General features: G+C 52.5%; 13 protein-coding genes. 4 read left to right on the forward strand and 9 right to left on the reverse strand.

Features of this window, described 5'->3' with window-relative positions; translation table 11 throughout:
* Nucleotides 1–6: 6 nt before the first annotated feature.
* The 5 genes from FYZ48_RS03355 to atpD are packed head-to-tail and all read right to left on the reverse strand — an operon-like array spanning nt 7 to nt 3,209.
* Nucleotides 7–741 (reverse strand): F0F1 ATP synthase subunit A, encoded by a 735-nt coding sequence (locus FYZ48_RS03355; RefSeq protein WP_149337539.1) that lies wholly within the window; start codon nt 739–741, stop codon nt 7–9.
* Nucleotides 742–1,059 carry an ATP synthase subunit I gene (locus FYZ48_RS03360; protein WP_198422174.1) on the reverse strand — a complete coding sequence of 106 codons (318 nt, stop codon included), beginning with the start codon at nt 1,057–1,059 and terminating at the stop codon, nt 742–744.
* On the reverse strand, nt 1,056–1,412 hold the full coding sequence (locus FYZ48_RS03365) for an AtpZ/AtpI family protein (protein WP_197993552.1): 357 nt from the start codon (nt 1,410–1,412) through the stop codon (nt 1,056–1,058). Before FYZ48_RS03365 ends, FYZ48_RS03360 begins: the two co-directional genes overlap by 4 nt.
* The gene (locus tag FYZ48_RS03370) at nt 1,405–1,800 is read right to left on the reverse strand and encodes a F0F1 ATP synthase subunit epsilon (protein ID WP_145187665.1); all 396 of its coding nucleotides are present in this window, start codon (nt 1,798–1,800) and stop codon (nt 1,405–1,407) included. Before FYZ48_RS03370 ends, FYZ48_RS03365 begins: the two co-directional genes overlap by 8 nt.
* Nucleotides 1,797–3,209, reverse strand: a complete 1,413-nt coding sequence (gene atpD / locus FYZ48_RS03375; RefSeq protein ID WP_149337541.1) for a F0F1 ATP synthase subunit beta — start codon at nt 3,207–3,209, stop codon at nt 1,797–1,799. The genes FYZ48_RS03370 and atpD overlap by 4 nt, the downstream gene beginning before the upstream one ends.
* A 444-nt stretch (nt 3,210–3,653) precedes the next feature.
* Between atpD and ppsA the strand changes: the two genes are divergently transcribed.
* From ppsA to FYZ48_RS03395, 4 genes are all read left to right on the forward strand, one after another.
* The gene (ppsA, locus tag FYZ48_RS03380) at nt 3,654–6,101 is read left to right on the forward strand and encodes a phosphoenolpyruvate synthase (RefSeq protein WP_149337543.1); all 2,448 of its coding nucleotides are present in this window, start codon (nt 3,654–3,656) and stop codon (nt 6,099–6,101) included.
* 29 nt (nt 6,102–6,130) lie between these two features.
* Nucleotides 6,131–6,616, forward strand: coding sequence for a hemerythrin domain-containing protein (locus FYZ48_RS03385; protein ID WP_149337545.1), 486 nt, complete (start codon nt 6,131–6,133; stop codon nt 6,614–6,616).
* 74 nt (nt 6,617–6,690) lie between these two features.
* Nucleotides 6,691–7,695 (forward strand): zinc-dependent alcohol dehydrogenase family protein, encoded by a 1,005-nt coding sequence (locus FYZ48_RS03390; RefSeq protein WP_149337547.1) that lies wholly within the window; start codon nt 6,691–6,693, stop codon nt 7,693–7,695.
* Between the two features lie 130 nt (nt 7,696–7,825).
* On the forward strand, nt 7,826–9,304 hold the full coding sequence (locus FYZ48_RS03395) for a sulfatase (RefSeq protein WP_149337549.1): 1,479 nt from the start codon (nt 7,826–7,828) through the stop codon (nt 9,302–9,304).
* Here FYZ48_RS03395 and FYZ48_RS03400 read toward each other — a convergent pair.
* The 4 genes from FYZ48_RS03400 to FYZ48_RS03415 all read right to left on the reverse strand — a co-directional run bounded on the left by FYZ48_RS03400 (nt 9,292) and on the right by FYZ48_RS03415 (nt 13,511).
* Nucleotides 9,292–10,179 carry a sugar phosphate isomerase/epimerase family protein gene (locus tag FYZ48_RS03400; protein WP_149337551.1) on the reverse strand — a complete coding sequence of 296 codons (888 nt, stop codon included), beginning with the start codon at nt 10,177–10,179 and terminating at the stop codon, nt 9,292–9,294. The two genes, FYZ48_RS03395 and FYZ48_RS03400, sit on opposite strands and share 13 nt — an antisense overlap.
* Before the next feature lie 38 nt (nt 10,180–10,217).
* Entirely contained in the window at nt 10,218–11,234 is a 1,017-nt protein-coding gene (gene aroF, locus FYZ48_RS03405; protein ID WP_145041994.1) for a 3-deoxy-7-phosphoheptulonate synthase, read from the reverse strand.
* Nucleotides 11,235–11,581: 347 nt separating this feature from the next.
* Nucleotides 11,582–12,520: a hypothetical protein gene (locus FYZ48_RS03410; protein WP_149337554.1), complete on the reverse strand. Its 939-nt coding sequence runs from the start codon at nt 12,518–12,520 to the stop codon at nt 11,582–11,584.
* Nucleotides 12,521–12,755: 235 nt separating this feature from the next.
* Nucleotides 12,756–13,511 carry a 3-keto-disaccharide hydrolase gene (locus FYZ48_RS03415; protein WP_242022358.1) on the reverse strand — a complete coding sequence of 252 codons (756 nt, stop codon included), beginning with the start codon at nt 13,509–13,511 and terminating at the stop codon, nt 12,756–12,758.
* Nucleotides 13,512–13,731: the final 220 nt, after the last annotated feature.

Consider the following 13,731-nt stretch of genomic DNA (forward strand, 5'->3'; position numbering starts at 1 on the left):
CCTCATTTATGATGTGGGAGTGTGAGTCGAAGTTGTCTGAGAATCTGTATTGTCTGTGTCCTGTTGCTGCGCGGGCCTCTGATCGGTCTGCGTCGCGGAGGCGATGTAGACCATCGCCAGTACCGCAAAAATATAAGCCTGGATCATCCCGGTTAACAGACCAAAGGCCTGCATCAGGATCGGCACGAACAGGGGGACGAAACCGAGTAGAATGGCCCCGATGACCGAGCCACTCATGATGTTGCCATACAGGCGAACTGCCAGGGCCAGGGTCCGCGAAAATTCGCCAATGATATTAAAGGGGAGCATGAATACCGAAGGCTGTATATACTGTTTCAGATAGCCGAGCAGCCCCTGGTGTGCGATGCCATAGATGGGAACTGCGACGAATACGCAGGTTGCCAGAGCAGCGGTAGTGGAAATCGAACTGGTTGGTGCATAATAGCCGGGAACAATCGAGAGGATGTTCGAGACGACGATAAACAGGAACAGGGTTCCCACAAATGGCATGTACGGTCCGGGCTCCTGCTGACTGACTTCTCTGATCTGGTTCCGCAGTCCCATCACGAGGACCTCCAGCAGATTCTGTCCACGTGAAATCCTGGGGCCACTGGTCAGTCGGCGGGTGATGAACCAGGAACCGATCACGAGGATCGCCATCACGAGCCAGGTAAACAGGATGGTGCGGTTGAGGATGATCCATTCCCACTGCCAGAGTGGGACATCGGGGGAAATATTCATTCAGGCAGACTTTCCAGTGGCAGGCACATTTGTCGAACGAGTATAGCGGGTAATCACCATCCGCGCGATGATGAATCCTGCCAGACAAACCGCGGTGCGTTGCCAGCGAAATGATTCTGATAACCAGATCCCCACGCACCAGAAACCCGTGAGAATGATCAGGGTTCTACCCAGGGCACTACCCAGAAACAGCAGCCAGGGAGCTGAGACTTTGGGAAGTTGTTTCACGGTCAGCCAGAGTCCACCGAAAAAGATGACCCCCAACAGGAGACCCGCGAACAGGCTGACGAGGAGTTGCATACTCAGGGGAAGATTCATCGGTCCACGTTTCCTTCTTTATGTAACCACTTCCAGGCATTGAAACAGCCCAGGGTAATTCCACCAATCAACAGCATCAGACTCCAGGAATAGCGGGAAGGCCAGCGGGAGTCGATCCACATTCCCGCCAGTGCACCGATCACAGCTGGAATCGCGACCGACCAGCCGATCAGGCCGAACATGCCCAAGCCAAACCAGATGGTATGATGCTTTTCTTCACGGGCTTTCAGTTTTCGCGCTTCCTGTGAAGCAATCCGTTTTTCAATCTGACTGCGATTATGCAGGTGCAGCGGGTGCCCCTGATTCCCGGGGATCTCAGAGCCGTTTTCCTGTTCCGGGGGCAGCTCAGACATCGGCAGTGATTCCCTGTTTGACAAAGTGTCTGAGAATATCGGCTTCCAGGCGGGCGATAGCGGAGCGCACGGTTCGCTCCCGTTCATTGATGGCTTCAAACTGTTCTGTGACCTGCTGGCGGAGCGTACCCAGGTCTTCTCCCTGGACAGCATAGATCGTTGAGACGCGGACTTCGGATCCGGTTTTGGTGAGAATCCCTCCACCAATGCCGAGGTAATGTTCCAGGTTCTGATCGTCTACGAATGTCAAAATGCCAGGTAATAGTGCTGACAGGAAGTCGACGTGCCGGGGCAGGAGACAGAAGGAACCGTTTTCCGCTTCAGCGATCACTTTAGTGACGCTCTGGTCGACCAGGATTTCCGTTGGCAGGAGTACTTTGAGGTTCATTTCCTGGTCCCCTTCTGTTTTGAGGCGACTTCGTCAATCGAACCAATCATGTAGAGTGTGCGTTCGGAGACATCCTGGAACTCATCATTAAGAATGCGTTCGCAGCCATCCAGGGTTTCGTCCAGTGAAACAAACTTTCCCTCATAGCCCGTAAACTGTTCGGTACTGAAGAAGGGTTGTGTTAAAAACCGTTCCAGGCGACGGGCGCGATTCACAGTCCGACGGTCTTCGCGGGAGAGTTCCTCCAGCCCCAGCATGGCGATGATATCTTTCAGATCCTCATAGTTTGCGAGTGTGCCGCGTACGGCCTGGGCAACCTGGTAATGGTGATCGCCGACAATCGGAGGCATCAGCATTTTGGAGCTGGAGTTCAACAGGTCGATTGCGGGGTAGAGTCCTTCCGAGGCACGTTTGCGAGAGAGCACAACGGAGGTCGACAGGTGGGCAAAAGTGTGGACTGCGGAAGGATCGGTAAAGTCATCCGCGGGAACGTAAACCGCCTGCACGGAAGTAATCGAACCGCTGGTCGTCGTGCAAATCCGTTCTTCGAGTTCTGCCAGGTCCGAGGCGAGAGTGGGCTGATAACCGACGCGGGACGGGAGTTCCCCCATCAGTCCCGAGACCTCGGTTCCTGCCTGGATGAAACGAAAAATGTTGTCGATCAGCAACAGGACATCCTGGTGCTGTTCATCACGAAAATACTCCGCCATGGTCAAAGCGGCATGTCCGACACGGAAGCGGGCCCCCGGCGGTTCATTCATCTGACCAAAAACCATGACCGTATTATCGAGTACCCCGGCATCTTTCATTTCCCGGTAGAGTTCTTCTGCCTCACGACAACGCTCCCCGATACCACAAAAGAGACTGACCCCTTTGTGGGCACCGACGACGTTATGGATCAGTTCGGTGATCAACACGGTTTTGCCGACGCCCGCACCGCCGAACAGCCCCGCTTTCCCGCCCCGTTCGAGCGGAGCCAGCAGATCGATGGCTTTGATCCCGGTTTTGAAGATTTCGGAACGTGGTGGCCGTTCTACCAGTGCCGGGGAAGGATGATGGATTGAACGCCAGTTGGCCTCTTCGATCACTGCTCCCTGATCAATGGGCTCACCAAAGACGTTCAGCATGCGGCCCAGCAACTGCTGACCTACGGGGACCTTCAGCGGGTGTCCCGTATTGAGAATCTGAGAGCCCCGTGCCAGGCCGCGTGTGGATGTTAAGGCGATGCCACGCACAGTCTGACTGTCGAGTTGTGTGAGCACCTCGATGATGATTTCCTGGTGCGGACCCGCGTGCAGTTCGCTTTGGACTGCGGGCAGACGGTGAGGGAAAACAGCGTCAATAACGCTGCCTCTAACGGAGAGAATCGAACCCAGGTTCAGGTCGTGCTTCGAGACTGTCTGCTGCATCTGGTGGGAAGTCCTTCCTGCTGGAAACAGGTCCTGTCGTCCTTCATTCTGCATCCTAGCAAAATACGCTTGAACTGACTACAGGATAAGATCCGTCAAAATGACTGATTTCTCGAAAGAACTCAAGTGAAGGTAAATCAAATCAGAGCCTTTTTTCCGATCTTGATGCAAGTCGAACCAGGTTGGTTTCAGGGTAATGGTTTCCCCCATGGAAGAACCGGGGATTTATCTGTATTGAAACTGTTCAAAATCGGGATAATGATGAGTGTGGAGGATTCCGCGCTGATTCTGATAGGCGAATCAGACAGAAAACTTTGATGTGCAAAGATCCGTTTTTTATAATCAGAGGTAGTACACTCTGACTGTTCAGACTACGGTTCAAATACCTCAGAGTCTAACCTTCAGTGGTGAAGCATCAATAGATTTAGCACAAGGAGTGGAAGCATGGCGGCACAGGTACCACTGGTATTGTGGTTTGAGCAGATCGGGATTGATGATGTCTCTTCCGTGGGAGGCAAGAATGCCTCGCTGGGGGAGATGTACTGTAATCTGAGTGCCCGGGGAATCGCGGTTCCCAATGGCTTCGCGACTACTGCTGCCGCTTATCGACTGTTTATGTCGGAGACAGGTCTGGATCAGAAAATCAGAGAGATACTCGATGATCTGGATACCGCGAATATTTCCAATCTGCAGTCGCACGGCAGGGAAGTCCGTCAGGCGATCCTGGCTACTGAAATACCCGAGGATCTGCGTAACGAAATTCTGCAAGCCTATCGCAAGTTGAGCGAGGACATCGAAGGCGGCCTGGATGTGGCGGTGCGTAGTAGTGCGACCGCAGAGGATCTGCCAGATGCGAGCTTTGCAGGGCAGCAGGAATCGTATTTGAACGTGCATGGCGAAAGCAGTCTGCTGGATACCTGCCGCCGCTGCTTTGCCTCCCTGTTTACTGACCGGGCGATTTCTTATCGCACGGAAAAAGGCTTCGATCACTTCGATATCGCCCTCTCGATCGGCATTCAGCGGATGGTTCGTTCTGACGAATCCGCTTCGGGAGTGATGTTCTCCATCGATACGGAAACCGGTTTTCGGCAGGCAGTTCTGATTAATGCTGCTTACGGGCTGGGAGAAAATGTCGTCCAGGGGAGTGTCAATCCGGACGAGTTTTATGTATTTAAACCGACTCTCAAAGAGGGCTTCAAGCCGATTCTGAAGAAAACACTGGGATCGAAAGAGTTCAAGCTGATCTATGATACCGGCGGGGAGAAGATGACACGCAATGTTCCCGTGGATCCGGTCGATCGGAAACGGTTTGCCATCGACGACGAAGACATTCTCAAGCTTGCACGCTGGGCCTGTCTGATCGAGGAACATTATTCAGAAGTCCGCGGACATTTTTGTCCCATGGACATCGAATGGGCCAAAGATGGTCTGACCGATGAACTGTTTATTGTCCAGGCACGACCGGAGACCATTCATGGGGGTAAGGAACTCAAGGTCCTCAAAACATTTCATCTGAAAGAGCATGGTCACGTGCTGGCAACCGGGCACAGCGTAGGAGAGCGAATCGGGCATGGCATTGCCCGGGTCGTGGAAAGTGCTGAAAACCTGGATCAGGTTGAGGAAGGGGATGTGCTGGTGACCGACCGGACCGACCCGGACTGGGAACCAATCATGAAGAAGGCGTCCGCCATCGTGACCAACCGTGGAGGACGGACCTGCCATGCTGCGATTATCAGTCGCGAACTGGGGGTTCCTGCGATCGTGGGAGCCGAAAATGCGACGACAGCGATTCCCTCCGGATCGATGGTTACCGTATCCTGTGCCGAGGGTGATACGGGGCAGGTCTATGATGGTCAACTGGATTACGAAGTTCAGGAAGTCGATCTGTCTGAACTCAAACATCCGCAAACCAAAGTCATGATGATTGTGGGAAATCCCAATGAAGCGTTCCGCCTGTCGATGCTGCCCAGTGAGGGGGTAGGGCTGGCGCGGATGGAGTTCATCATCAATTCCTTCATTCGAATTCACCCAATGGCTTTGCTGGAGTACGACAAACTGGATGATCCGATACTGAAATCAGAGATCGATCGTCTGACGGCGTCCTATAGCAATAAGCCCGCTTTCTTCGTAGATACACTGGCCCAGGGGGTTGGAATGATTGCAGGGGCCTTTTATCCCCGCGATGTCATTGTGCGAATGAGTGACTTCAAAACAAACGAATATGCGAATTTGATCGGAGGTGAGAAATATGAGCCGCAAGAAGAGAACCCAATGATCGGCTTCCGCGGTGCTTCCCGTTACTATCACCCGCGCTACCGCGATGCTTTCGGCCTCGAATGCCAGGCGATGCGAAAAGTACGTGAAGAGATGGGACTCAAGAATATGAAGTTGATGATTCCCTTCTGCCGGACTGTGGAAGAGGGCCGCAAGGTACTGGAAGTCATGGCGGAACATGGACTCAAGCGGGGCGAAGACGGGCTGGAAATTTACATCATGTGTGAAATTCCCAGTAACGTCATTCAGGCAGAAGCGTTTGCGGAAATCTTCGACGGGTTTTCGATCGGCTCCAACGATTTGACGCAATTAACCCTTGGCGTCGATCGAGACTCAGAAGTAGTGGCACATATCTTTGATGAACGGGACCCGGCAGTCATGGATTCGCTGGCGACCGCGATTCAACGGGTGAAAGCGTCCGGAAGAAAGATTGGTATCTGTGGTCAGGCTCCCAGTGATTATCCGGAGATCGCCGCGTTTCTTGTTAAGCAGGGGATTGACAGTATTTCACTGAATCCCGATGCCGTGATGAAAACGGTCTCCCGCATTGTGGAAGTCGAAGCAGAACTGGATTCACAGGGTTCTGCTTCCCAGGCCAGGAGTGATGTTACTGTGTGAAAGTGATTTCATAGAGAAAGGATCAGGCAATGAATAATCGCAAAATGATGGCCGAAGGAGGAAACACCAAAAAGAAAGATCCTCATGAACACCTGCAATATCTGCTCGATGAGCATGAACAGCTTCTGGCTCACATGAAGGATCTCAATCGCTGGTGGACGGAACTGGATGAGCATGGTTTACCCAAATTTGGTGAAATGGGAACGCGTGTTGCCGGTTTTCGTGATTTACTGGCGAAACATTTTGAGGACGAAGAGCAAGAAGGCTACTTCAAACCGTTGATGGATGAAGAGCCTGGCTTCTGCATCATGGTTCCCGATTTTCAGAAGAAGCATGCAGTGACCCTGTCACGCTTTGACGATTTTATTGATCGGCTTAAGCAGTCTCAGCCTCCGTTTAAAAACTGGAGCGAGGCCATGCGGGAGTTTGATAGTCTGATGTCGGACATTCGCGATCATGAGAACCGGGAAATCAGGCTGGTTCAGGAAGCCTTCGAGAAATCAGCCGGAGATTAAAGGCTGTGAGTGGCAGCACTCATAAATGTTCCAGACAATGTTGCTGACAGAGACAGCAGGAGTTCGTCAGACGCATGAAAGCCATGGTCTTAAAACAGCGTGCGATGATCAGTTCCGAACCACTGGTCTGCCAGGATGTTCCCGACCCTGAACCGGGGCCACATGAAATCCTGATCAAAGTGCACTGCTGTGCGATCTGTCGCACCGATCTGCACGTGATCGAAGGGGATCTACCCGAAGCGAAATCCCCGGTGATTCCCGGACACCAGGTGGTCGGGAGTGTCATTCAGACAGGGACCGCTTGTCAGCGTTTCCAGATCGGAGACCGTGTTGGAATCGCCTGGCTCCGCAAGACCTGTGGCCAGTGTCAGTTCTGTCAGACTGGCAGAGAGAATCTCTGTGAGCAATCGCTGTTTACCGGCTATCACGCGGACGGCGGCTTCGCTGAACTGGCTGTCGTGCATGAAGAGTATGCCTATGCGATTCCTGATATTTTCAGTCATCTAGAGGCGACACCGTTACTGTGTGCCGGCATCATTGGTTATCGCGCTCTGTCACGCAGCGAACTACAGCCCGGCCAGCGACTGGGGATTTACGGCTTTGGTTCGAGTGCCCATGTGGTGATTCAAATCGCGCAACATCGGGGCTGTGAAGTGTATGTGGTCACCCGGGGAGAGAAGCATCGACAACTCGCTCGGTCCATGGGAGCGACCTGGGTCGGGGAATATGCTGAGCAGATGCCGAAAAAAGTACACTCGGCGATTGTCTTCGCCCCCGCGGGAGAACTGGTTCCCCCCGCTCTCAAGTACCTGGAAAAAGGAGGGACACTCGCACTGGCTGGAATCTACATGACGGACATCCCCCAGCTGAATTATGAGGAGAGTCTCTTTTACGAACGGAACCTGCGTTCGGTGACCGCGAATACACGTCAGGACGGTCAGCATCTCCTGCAGGAAGCCGCACAGATTCCCATCCATCCACACCTCACCACATTTACGCTGGAAGAAGCGAACAAGGCTCTTAACCTGCTCAAAAACGATGAGATCAACGGTACCGGCGTACTGGTTATGGATGACTAACCTCTGAATTACTTTTGTGAGTGATTCTCTCTAGACCGATTCTGCGGATGCGAGCAGGGGAAGGTTCTGGTTATACTGGAAGTTCGACGAGATACTTTGCTTTAGTACCAGATTAATTTAGAGGATTCCGATGCGCTTTGTTTTTACCAGTGTGATGATTTGCACTTTTGCGTTCCTACAACTTAGTCAGGCTGATTCCGTTCGGGCTGAAGCGAAAAAGCAGCCCAATGTATTATTCATCGCCATTGATGATCTCCGTACGGAACTGGGCTGTTATGGTCATCCGCACGTACAGAGTCCCGCGCTGGATCGGCTGGCAGCGCAGGGGGTTCTGTTCACAAATCACTTTGTTCAGGTTCCCACCTGTGGGGCATCTCGTTATGCGCTGTTGACCGGACGCAGTCCGCGAAATTCGGGAGTGACCCGCAGCAACCAGGCCTTCTATCGCGGTAAATCTGCACTTTCCGCAGAGAAAACGAGCGGAGCGCAAACCATGCCGGAACTGTTTCGCAGAAGCGGCTATCAGACGACCTGTATTGGTAAAATCTCGCATACGGCCGACGGACGCGTGTTTGAATACAACGGCAGCGGTGACGGTCGGGACGAAGTTCCGCACGCATGGGATGAACTCGCGACCCCCTTCGGATCCTGGAAGCGGGGTTGGGGAATCTTTTTTGCCTATGCGAATGGAAGAAGTCGAGAAGACGGCAGCGGAATTCGGGATTTGATGCAGTTCACCGTCGACAAGGATGAGGATCTGCCCGATGGATTGCTGGCGCAGGAAGCGATTGCCAAACTCAAAGCATTCAAGACTGGAACAAAACCGTTCTTCCTGGGACTGGGTTTCTTCAAGCCGCATTTACCCTTTGTCGCGCCCCGACAGGACTGGGAAGCGATTTCCCAGATCGAGATTCCTGATGCACCTCACCCGGAGAAACCGGAATCGAGTTACTGGCACAAAAGTGGGGAGTTCTACAGCTATAACATGGAGTTTCCTAAAACTCGACCGCTGGCCCGGGAGAACCGTTTACAGACCAGACGTGGCTATCTGGCCTGTGTGCGCTATGTCGATCGCCAAGTGGGAAAGGTTCTCACAGCACTTGAGGAACTGGGCCTGAGTGAAAATACAATTGTTGTCGTCTGGGGAGACCATGGCTGGTTTCTGGGGGATTCCGCACTCTGGGCCAAGCATGCTCCGCTGGAGCGGGCCTTGAACAGCACTCTGATTATCCGGGCACCGGGGGTATCCCAACCGGGACTGAAAACAGCCGCCCTGGTCGAGACCATTGATTTATATCCCACCCTGGTGGATCTTTGTCAGCCGACGTTTCGGAAAACCGATTTTCCATTGGATGGCGTCAGCCTCAAACCGATTCTCAATGGTCAGAAAAGCAAGGTTCGCGATTATGCCTTCAGCTACTGGAATTCTGCAGTCAGCGTGCGAGATCAGTCTTATCGGCTGACGGCGATGCTGAAGAAAGGTCGGCCTGCCAGCGTCGAACTCTATGATGTTTCCGAGACTCCAGATCCGGTAAAAAACCTGGCGAAAGAACAAACGGAACTCGTGAATCAGCTACTGCAGGCGATCCCGGACGCTCAGAGTAAATGAGTTTTCATCCAGGTCAAATACTCGGCCGCGTAGGCATTCAGATTTTCCAGGCTGCCTCCGCCCCGGATGGGAGAGCACATTTCATAGGTGGCGATTCCATTGAAGCCCCCCTCTTTCAGACCATGGAAGAAAGCGGAGTAGTCGATGAAACCGGTACCAAATTTGACTGCCCGGACCAGATCGGGTTCCTCTTTCTGGTAGTTGATCAGCTCGGGTTGATAAGAATATCGTGGTAGCCTGATGTAATCTGCGTTTGTGGTAATCGCGGTATACGGAGCCATTTTCCTGGCTGCTTCATACAGGTTCTCCCCACGCAGGGCAGGAGACCAGGCATCAAATCCGAGCTTGCAGTTTGGTCGGTCAATGTCGTGGAGCAGTTCAAGCAGGGCGTCGGAATGAACACCCACATCGTGATGATTCTGGACTGCCAGCGTGACGTCATACTCGGCTGCCCGATCACAACATTCCTGCAGAGCCGAGACCACCTGTCCCCACAGCGCGTGGGGACTCATCCGGGGCGTATCGTAGGCGGTAAAGATCCGCACGGTGCCAGCTCCCAGTTCCCGGGCGATCCGGGAGAGTTGCTGAACGTATTGGATCTGCAGTTCCAGAAGAGGAACCTCTGTGGCTGTAGAGCCTGCGAAATCTGTGTAGCCACCGATGATCGCACACTGAATCCGATGTTCTGCGAGCGCACCTTTGATGGCCTCCAACTGCTCGGGAGTGACATCCAGCGGTGACAGATGAGGTCGTTTCCCCATGAGCATGACAGAGTCGTAGCCGGTTTGCGCAGCCTGAGCGATAAATTCCGTCAGGCTGAGTTGCTGCTGACCCCAGAAACCGGCATAACTCACAGAAAACAGGCAGAACTTCATGTTGTGATTCCTATTCTGAAACGATCCAGAGTTCCCGATTATCCCAGCTCTTTTCCGAGTGCAGCTGCGACTTTACGACAGGTTTCCATGGTCTCGGCGAATGCCTGAGGTGTCAATGACTGAGCACCATCGCTCATGGCTCGTGATGGATCGGGGTGAACTTCCAGAATCAGTCCATCGCAACCTGCGGCGATAGCAGCGGCACACATGGGAGGTACCAGGCTGGCAACGCCAGTACCATGACTCGGGTCAATTACGACAGGCAGGTGAGTTCGTTCATGCAGGTAGGGTACTGTTGCCAGGGGAAGTGTGAAGCGAGTGTGGGTTTCGAAAGTACGAATACCGCGTTCACAGAGAATGACCTGTTGATTTCCCTGATCGAGGATGTATTCTGCGGCCAGCAGGAACTCTTCGATGGATGCGGCTGGTCCCCGTTTCAACAGCACGGGGAGGCGTGTCTCACCCACGGCCTGCAGCAGGTGGTAATTCTGCATGTTCCGGGCACCGATTTGAAGCACGTCAGCATATTGACAAAGCAGGTCGACATGATGTGGAGTCATGACTTCCGTGACGACTGCCAGTCCCGTTTCTTCGCGAGCCAGCGCCAGCAGCTTCAGGCCATCTTCTTTCATTCCCTGGAAAGAGTAAGGGCTGGTACGTGGTTTGAATGCGCCTCCGCGAAGCCCCGTCGCGCCTGCTGCCTTAACCTGGTGAGCGACCTGCAGGATCTGTTCTTCGCTTTCTACGGAGCAGGGGCCGGCAATCACACCTACGTGTGAACCGCCGATAGTCAGATCCCGGGTTTTGACGACGGTCGGCTCTGGTTTCGTCTCTTTACTGGCAACCTTGTAGGCAGCTACGATCGGGACGACTTTCTCGACCTCTGCACAGGATTCCAGTTCTTCCTGATGGCTGTCACGTTTGATACCCGCGGCCGCGATGACGGTGCGTTCTTCACCAACGATCACGTGTGCCTTCAGGCCCATTTCCTCGACCCGTTTGACCATGGCCTGAACCATTTCTTCCGTGGCGCCTGGTTTCATTACAACAATCATGGCTTTGACTCATTTCTAATTCAGTTTCAGGGAATAAAAAAAGCCCTGTAACCAGGCAGGTTACAGGGCCAATCGAATTTCGGGGGCTGTTCAAGTACTATGAACGGTGTATGCTTCGATCGGTCAGGTAACCTGTTCCGGTAAACCAATAGCTAAAAAGGTGCCAGGCTGAATAAAATGACAGCCGCACAAAATTAAAGCTAAAAGTACCAAACCGATGTGTCACAGAGAAACTCCAAATCGGAGAATTTTCGGATTCAGAAAAAGATCAACAGCTTGATCATACCGCTCTGTCCCGTTTGAAGTCAACCGGTTTTCCGGAAAGATTCCCGCGCCGGGTTCTGCTCTCAGGAGGACTCTTTCTGATTGCGGTGTCTGATCTGGGTAAAACTGATCGACTGAGGGGATGGAGATGAAGCCTTGTGGGAATCAGAGGGACTGATTTGTTTGCTCATTTTACCAGGACTGACATCGCTGATTGAGAGACCGAGCATTCGCTGGCGAAGAATCTCAGGTAACCCGTCTGGCGATGATTCAGCATCGGTTCCGCTGCGTTCGTAGCGTATTTGTCGGAGTGATTTGATCGTCGCAGAATGACTGAAACAGTCTGCCGGAAAGCTGGCCAGCACGGCCCCCAGCATGGACTCCCAGTCCGCAGTGGTCTGACTGGTCTGACCGGAGGGAAATGAAACCCGCAGGCCGGCGTTAATCAGATTCCAGGTTTGTGCAGCATGAATGGCATTCTGTTCGGACAACTGATCCTCACCAAAATCACGTGCGCGTTCTACGTCGTGGGCAAATTCTTCGAGGCCCAGTCTCTGCACGTATTGGCCAAGCAGCATGTCGGTCCAGCGCTCGATTGAACGACGGGTGGCATTGATGCGTTTGAGAGTCTCTGTACTCAATCCCTGTTCGGACACCAGTATTTTTAAAATGATCCGTTTCACATCCAGAAAGGAAAGGAACAGACTCCGGGCAATCGGTTCGGCCTGACATTGTCCACGTCGTTGATCGGCGGCGGTATAGATTGCTGTGACGACTCTAATCAGCATCTCTTCGGCGAAGAAATCTCTAAAAATGATTTCCAGTTCGTTCTCTGCAGCTTCAATTTTCGATTCTGACTGGGTGAATGCATCCAGTGTCGCTCGTCGATGTTTGATATGTTTCTGTCCATGCGACCAGAAGTCACACAGGAGTTCTGGTGCGAAAGGATCGGAACCCTCCACCAGAGAAAAACTTTGAGAACTGATCAGTGCAGCCACCTGAGCGGTCAGTTGAGAATTCAATTTAGTACCATTCCGAGCTGAGAGATGAATTAGATAATCAAGCGAGAGCGTTTACCAGGGGAAGGTTCTATCCCCTGTGTCTGATACTTCGCAAAACTGATACCAGTTCCCTCTCCAAATAAAAACTCTCTCATAAATGCTTTATTTGTAGCGGTTTATGAGAGAGTTCTGAATTCTTGTGCGGGGTTCAGCGCTGAGCTAATCCACCAGCGTGTTGATAAAAATCAACACGAGTTCACTTTTTCGGTGCTGTTTTCGCGACTTCCTCCGGAGAGAGTTTCCGCAGGCGGATGTTCTTCAAGGCGGCGGTGGTGGCGAAAGATGTGATTCCGAAGGGGCGGGAAAGCTCGACCTCATGGCGGATCGAAATTTTGCGATCCTTCAGATTCTGATCGACGATCTGCTTATCATTCAACCAGACCTGGATTTTGTGATCGGTAACCTGCAGACGCACTTTATACCACTCCCCTTTTTTCAAGGTCTGAAATGTGGTTGTGCTATTCTGTGAGGCATCGTCGCCGTCAATACTGGAAAGTCCACACAGAGCACCACCCCAGCCTCCAAGAATAAATGAGCAGGGATCTTTTTTGACCGGAAACGTCAGTCCGCAGAAGAAATCGGTGCCATCGACACGCATGGCTTGCAGCTCGACCTCATAGTTCGTTTCGGGCAGCTTCTTGGCATCGGTAAATGTGGCGCCGGTAAGATCGACACCCATTTCGAGGATCATTTTCCCGTCTTCGACGTGGACCTCTCCCTCTCCTCCGAATTGGGGACTTTTCCAGCCATCCAGGTTTTTCCCGTTAAAGAGGGAGACCCATTCTTTGGATTTTTTGGCTTTGGCTGCCGGTTTGTCGCTACCCGTTTCCTGTTTTTTATCAGCAGCGAAAGTGCTCGTGGAAACTGCAACTACCAGGCTCATTAAGAGCAGACGGAAACTGTAATTAGAAGCATTCGAACTCGATACGAACGTCGCGAAGTTTTTGTACATGGGATGTTCCGAAACTGTATAACAAGTGAGTTGTCAGGGGGTTAGATAAGCTTCTATTAGAAAACAACGGGCGTTGATCTGAAAGCGAAAAAATACAGTTTATCGGGATTATAACGAATTCAGGGAACAGTGAATGTGAGGCTGCTGATTCCCCGGTCCGTGATGAAAAATGTGTTCATCATTTTCCCGTTTCTGAACTAGGTTTGATTGCAAGCTATCA

The organism is Gimesia chilikensis, from assembly GCF_008329715.1.
Classification (GTDB): Bacteria; Planctomycetota; Planctomycetia; order Planctomycetales; family Planctomycetaceae; genus Gimesia; species Gimesia chilikensis.

Bases quoted from the DNA above. Each gene is read 5' to 3' on its own strand.
- aroF (WP_145041994.1), bottom strand. From the start codon at position 11,234: ATGATTGTTGTAATGAAACCAGGCGCCACGGAAGAAATGGTTCAGGCC.
- FYZ48_RS03395 (WP_149337549.1), top strand. From the start codon at position 7,826: ATGCGCTTTGTTTTTACCAGTGTGATGATTTGCACTTTTGCGTTCCTA.
- FYZ48_RS03385 (WP_149337545.1), top strand. From the start codon at position 6,131: ATGAATAATCGCAAAATGATGGCCGAAGGAGGAAACACCAAAAAGAAA.
- atpD (WP_149337541.1), bottom strand. From the start codon at position 3,209: ATGCAGCAGACAGTCTCGAAGCACGACCTGAACCTGGGTTCGATTCTC.
- FYZ48_RS03370 (WP_145187665.1), bottom strand. From the start codon at position 1,800: ATGAACCTCAAAGTACTCCTGCCAACGGAAATCCTGGTCGACCAGAGC.
- FYZ48_RS03390 (WP_149337547.1), top strand. From the start codon at position 6,691: ATGAAAGCCATGGTCTTAAAACAGCGTGCGATGATCAGTTCCGAACCA.
- ppsA (WP_149337543.1), top strand. From the start codon at position 3,654: ATGGCGGCACAGGTACCACTGGTATTGTGGTTTGAGCAGATCGGGATT.
- FYZ48_RS03365 (WP_197993552.1), bottom strand. From the start codon at position 1,412: ATGTCTGAGCTGCCCCCGGAACAGGAAAACGGCTCTGAGATCCCCGGG.
- FYZ48_RS03360 (WP_198422174.1), bottom strand. From the start codon at position 1,059: ATGAATCTTCCCCTGAGTATGCAACTCCTCGTCAGCCTGTTCGCGGGT.
- FYZ48_RS03400 (WP_149337551.1), bottom strand. From the start codon at position 10,179: ATGAAGTTCTGCCTGTTTTCTGTGAGTTATGCCGGTTTCTGGGGTCAG.
- FYZ48_RS03415 (WP_242022358.1), bottom strand. From the start codon at position 13,511: ATGTACAAAAACTTCGCGACGTTCGTATCGAGTTCGAATGCTTCTAAT.
- FYZ48_RS03355 (WP_149337539.1), bottom strand. From the start codon at position 741: ATGAATATTTCCCCCGATGTCCCACTCTGGCAGTGGGAATGGATCATC.